6 protein-coding genes are annotated in these 4,292 nt (G+C 33.1%); 2 read left to right on the top strand and 4 right to left on the bottom strand.

Annotation, left to right across the window (positions count from 1 at the left end; genetic code table 11):
• Positions 1-125 precede the first annotated feature (125 nt).
• Positions 126-767: an endonuclease III domain-containing protein gene (locus tag C8P67_RS21750; RefSeq protein WP_115815298.1), complete on the bottom strand. Its 642-nt coding sequence runs from the start codon at positions 765-767 to the stop codon at positions 126-128.
• A 60-nt stretch (positions 768-827) separates the two neighbouring features.
• Complete coding sequence (locus tag C8P67_RS21745) at positions 828-1,265, bottom strand: DUF4268 domain-containing protein (RefSeq protein WP_115815299.1); 438 nt, start codon at positions 1,263-1,265, stop codon at positions 828-830.
• A 91-nt stretch (positions 1,266-1,356) separates the two neighbouring features.
• Between C8P67_RS21745 and C8P67_RS21740 the strand changes: the two genes are divergently transcribed.
• Both C8P67_RS21740 and C8P67_RS21735 read left to right on the top strand, forming a co-directional pair.
• Positions 1,357-2,010, top strand: a complete 654-nt coding sequence (locus C8P67_RS21740) for an NUDIX hydrolase (protein ID WP_115815297.1) — start codon at positions 1,357-1,359, stop codon at positions 2,008-2,010.
• Between the two features lie 100 nt (positions 2,011-2,110).
• On the top strand, positions 2,111-2,920 hold the full coding sequence (locus C8P67_RS21735) for a lysophospholipid acyltransferase family protein (protein ID WP_115815296.1): 810 nt from the start codon (positions 2,111-2,113) through the stop codon (positions 2,918-2,920).
• Between the two features lie 31 nt (positions 2,921-2,951).
• On the opposite strand, the gene C8P67_RS21730 is transcribed toward C8P67_RS21735, so the two are convergent.
• Positions 2,952-3,605 carry a hypothetical protein gene (locus tag C8P67_RS21730; RefSeq protein ID WP_115815295.1) on the bottom strand — a complete coding sequence of 218 codons (654 nt, stop codon included), beginning with the start codon at positions 3,603-3,605 and terminating at the stop codon, positions 2,952-2,954.
• Positions 3,602-4,105, bottom strand: coding sequence for an RNA polymerase sigma factor (locus tag C8P67_RS21725; protein ID WP_115815294.1), 504 nt, complete (start codon positions 4,103-4,105; stop codon positions 3,602-3,604). The genes C8P67_RS21730 and C8P67_RS21725 overlap by 4 nt, the downstream gene beginning before the upstream one ends.
• Between the last annotated feature and the right edge of the window lie 187 nt (positions 4,106-4,292).

Genomic DNA, 4,292 nt, shown 5'->3' with positions numbered 1-4,292 from the left:
TGAGAATATCGATAAAGGAATCTTGCATTTATGTATAATTTTAAAATACAAAAATCTATATTTTAATATTTCTCCACAACAAAATGTTTTGATCCAAAAAAACCTACTGCATATTGTGGATTTTTTTAAATTGTTTTGAATCGATATTGGCAAACTTTTAGAATCGGGCAGTATTCACATTTTGGTGTTGGGCGGCAAATTTCTCTTCCCAAAAATGAAATTGCCATGCCAATTTCTCCCCAAATGTTTTTTGGTAAAATCTGCATGAGTAGTTTTTCAACTTTATTGCCGTCTTTTGTCTCGGGAATAAATCCAATTCTTGGAGTAACGCGGATCACGTGTAAATCGGCAATGATTCCTTCGGCAGGGACTCTGGCTTCACGCATAATGACATTGGCAGATTTTCGTCCGATTCCTTTTAAATCGGTTAGTTTTTCCATTGTTAGCGGAATATTTTTGTCTTCTTGAATTGTCTGTGCTATTTCAATTAACCAATTGGCTTTTGTGCCAAAATTTCGAACTTTAGAAATATAAGGAATTAATGCATCAACATTTGAAACGGAAAGGCTTTTCATGTCTGGAAAAATTTCAAATAGTGCTGGTGCAATTTTGTTGATATTGGCATCCGAATCTTGGGCGGAAAGAACTACCATAACAACCAGTTGATATAGGTTTTGGTATTCTAAAGGATGTTTTCGGTGTTTGTATTTTTCTAGAATTGGAGCTAGTTTAGTCTCCCAATCATTTGTTTTCCCAAATAAGTCCATTTTGATTTCTGATTTATGGTTAGCGGTAGCAATCGTCAAGTCAATCTGTGCTCTAAAATCTTATTTTTCAATATCTTTTATAAATTCGTCATATTCAGAATAAAATAGTTCTAGAGCATTCATTTTTTCATAGAAAAAATCAAATATTTCATCCCAATATTTGCGGTTACTCACGCTAATATTTAGTTTTTCAACCCAGATACGGCTTATTGTTTTCCCATTCTCAAGGGTATGATTTTTTTCGAAAACTAAATCTTTAACAAATTCTTCTTCGAGTATGTTTTTTAACGCTTCAAGCTTTTCGAAATATTGCATACGCAATTCGGTATTCCTCATTTCGATATCAATATGTACTTGGGCTTTAGTGTTTTCGACATAAAATTTAAACGAAAAATCTTTTATTTTAGTGTCATACAAAAGCCATTTCCGTGGATATTTTTGAGCAAAATCTACCCAGAATTCATGTTTAAGTTTTTGATTTTCTTCTTTACTGTACATATTATTGGGTTTTGAATGTTTAAAATTTGTTTGGCACTTTTTTCTAAAGTACATTTAGGTATTATTCTATTTGCAAAAATAACCTTTGATTATGAATTTTCAAGATTTTTTACAAATTGTTCCTCATTTGTCTGCTATGAGCCTTCCAGGAGAAGAGGCACACAATATTATGGTTCCGCAAGAGCGTCTTAGGATCATGAAAAGCCTAAATTTTGAAGAAATAAAACCAAAAAATGCTGGTGTAATGATGTTGTTTTATCCTAAAGAAGGCGAAACATATTTGGTTCTCATTGTTCGTAATTCTTATGAAGGAGTTCATTCTTCTCAAATTGCCTTTCCCGGCGGAAAATATGAAACGGATGATGTAAACCTTGAGCAGACTGCATTAAGAGAAACTTATGAAGAAATTGGTGTTCCTGCAGACAAAATTCAAGTGTTGAAAGCCTTTACTAAGTTATATATACCGCCAAGTAATTTTATGGTTTATCCTTTTTTGGGTATTAGTATGGATGAAATTACTTTTTATCCAGATGCAAAGGAAGTATCTAGTATTATTGAACTGCCACTAGCTGTTTTTTTAAGCGAGTCCATTGTTGTTAATGCCGAAATCAATACTTCCTACGCTAAATCAATTGCCGTTCCAGTATTCAAAATTGATGATCATATTGTTTGGGGAGCGACTGCCATGATGTTAAGCGAATTGAAAATTGTTTTGAATTCTATTATGAATCAAGTCAATTTTTGAGCGGTAGACGTTTGTTAAAAGAGTGCTCTTTTAATATTTAAAAAGGAAAAAAAATAGTAATTTTGCAGTCCCAAATCTTAAAATCAAAATAAACAATCTTATGGGATTATTTAAGCGAAATCCTTTTGGACATATACTATTTATAAAAAAATGGTTAATTAGAATCTTTGGATTTATCAGCCACAGACGTTATCGTGGTTTTAATGAACTGCAGATTGAGGGTTCTGAAATTATTAAAAATCTGCCGGAGACAAATGTTCTTTTTATCTCGAATCACCAAACTTATTTTGCCGATGTTACAGCAATGTTTCATGTATTTAACGCTAGTTTAAGCGGTAGAGAAGATTCCATAAAAAACGTTTGGTACATGTGGAATCCCAAATTGAATATGTATTATGTTGCAGCCAAAGAAACAATGAATGCAGGTTTACTGCCAAAAATTATGGCCTATGCTGGTGCAGTTTCGGTGGAACGTACTTGGAGAGCTAAGGGACAGGATGTGACAGAGAAGAAAGATGTTAACCCAAACGATACTGAAAATATTAAAATAGCCTTGGATGACGGCTGGGTAATTACTTTTCCGCAGGGAACAACAAAATCCTTTAAACCTGTCCGAAAAGGAACGGCTCACATCATAAAACAGCATAGACCTATTGTCGTGCCTATTGTAATTGACGGTTTCAGGCGTTCGTTTTGCAAGAAAGGACTCCGAATGAAAAAGAAAGGAATTCTGCAGTCACTTATTATCAAAGAGCCATTGGTTATTGACTACGATAATGATACGATTGACGAAATTGTCGAAATGGTAGAATATGCAATAGAACAGCATCCTTCTTTTCTAAAAGTAATTCCTGCAGAGGTTTTAAAAGAACAAGAGGAACTGAATAAAACCAGACAATGGGATTATTAAAATAAAAAAAAGAGACGTTTGTCTCTTTTTTTTATAAATCAATTTTTTTAAGCTCCATGTAATTGTTCTGCAGTCTCTTTAATAAAATTCCGTAGATTAATTTATAAACCAGCCAGAAAGCAAAGGTGAAAAAGGCTGTAGCAAAAATTAATACAATAAATGATATTAACGCAATATTCAGAGGCATTTCGGGATTTGCCACACCATTTTTTGAAGCTCCCTCCAGATAGCCTTCATAAAATAAATAACCGCCAAAAACGATAAAGAAGAAAGCAAAAAACGATAAGTTAAATGCAATATACTGCTTCACTACCTTTCGGGTTTTTAATATTGTCGAAATAAGTTTCTTTGTATTATCATCAACCGAAATCTTACGGTACATCGTATAAAATTTGAAAATAAAATACAGAACCACTGCATAAAAGATTGCTGTTGCAATGATATAGTATTCGTAGACGTCCAAATGCTTGATTAATTCCACATTCTTCTCATCATATTTGGTAAAGGACAAAATCAATCCCAATACCAGTCCTAATCCAAGTTCTATAATGCTTACAATAAAAATCCACTTCACTACCGAAGACGATTTTTTATGAATCATTTTGTAAATCTCGTTTTCCGAAACCTGTATAAAAGAATCTGCGTTCTTTTTCCAGTCTTTTTTTAATAAATCCAACTCTTTCATACGCCCAATGGATTTAAAATTTTCTTTAATTTCCCCTTAATTCGATTCATTTTTACCCTTGCATTCACTTCGCTAATTCCTAAAGTTTCCGATATTTCGGTATAATCCTTATCTTCCAAATACATAAATACTAATGCTTTTTCAATATCATTCAATTGATAAACTGCTTTGTACATCAGTTTCAATTGTTCCTCTTCTTCATAATTATATTCAATGTCGTGTGTAAAATGCTGTCTCCCTTCATACTCAACGGTTGCTATGTCGCGCTTACTTTTTCGATATAAAGTAATGGCCGTATTCAGGGCGACTCGATATGCCCAAGTCGAAAATTTACTTTCTCCCCTAAATTTTGGAAAAGCCTTCCATAACTGAATCGTGATTTCCTGAAACAAGTCCTTGTGCGCATCTTCGCCAGATGTATATAATCGACAAATCTTGTGGATTATATTCTGGTTTTGCTGCAGTTGCTTAACAAAAGAAGGTTCTAGATTTTCACTCATAATGCATTAGTACGACTCCAGTACATTTTGTTACAAACGATTTTTTTATTCTTAATAATCAGGAGCAGAATTTTTTTATTGGTCTCAGATTCGGGTTTAAAACCCTGCAATTTATTGCAGTACTTTAGTAATGCGAAAAAATCTTTACCTTTAGATTATGAGCACAGATTTAAGAAAAGGTTCGCAT

This window comes from Flavobacterium aquicola (assembly GCF_003385115.1).
Classification (GTDB): Bacteria; Bacteroidota; Bacteroidia; order Flavobacteriales; family Flavobacteriaceae; genus Flavobacterium; species Flavobacterium aquicola.
This window is presented reverse-complemented; position numbering and strand designations above follow the sequence as displayed.